1 pseudogene is annotated in these 414 nt (G+C 17.4%); it reads right to left on the bottom strand.

Annotation, left to right across the window (positions count from 1 at the left end):
• A pseudogene (locus tag ELQ12_RS09915) lies at positions 1 to 414 on the bottom strand (hypothetical protein); the annotation flags it as partial.

The following is a 414-nucleotide window of genomic DNA, read 5'->3' as shown; positions in this document are numbered from 1 at the left end:
TTACTTCAATCTCACATTCATAATCATATTAGATAAAAAGATACTATCTTTATCAAAGTCTTTTGAGTTATATTCATTTTTTGATTGTATAGTTTGCATTAAAGTTGAAAGATTGTATAAACTTAAACTTTCTAATATATTTATGAGTTCTATTTTGCTTAAAGTATTAAAATCATTTAACAATCTAAGATAATTACTTATAATAGAAGAAGAATTTATATTATGAAATACAATTTTATTTTTTATATCTTTTTTAATAAAAAATTGATTATTTTTTATATAAAAATAATCTTTAAGATGATGATTACTTAATATTTGATTATAAAAACTTAAAAGACTTTCTTTGCTGTTTAAGTCTATAAAATTAAGATAAAAATTCTTTTCTTCTAAGGCTAATTTTAAAGCATTAAGATT

The sequence above is a fragment of the Campylobacter sp. US25a genome (genome assembly GCF_004379075.1).
GTDB classification, from domain to species: Bacteria; Campylobacterota; Campylobacteria; order Campylobacterales; family Campylobacteraceae; genus Campylobacter_D; species Campylobacter_D jejuni.
The sequence above is the reverse complement of the archived record's forward strand: the minus strand, read 5'-3'. Positions and strand labels throughout refer to the sequence as shown.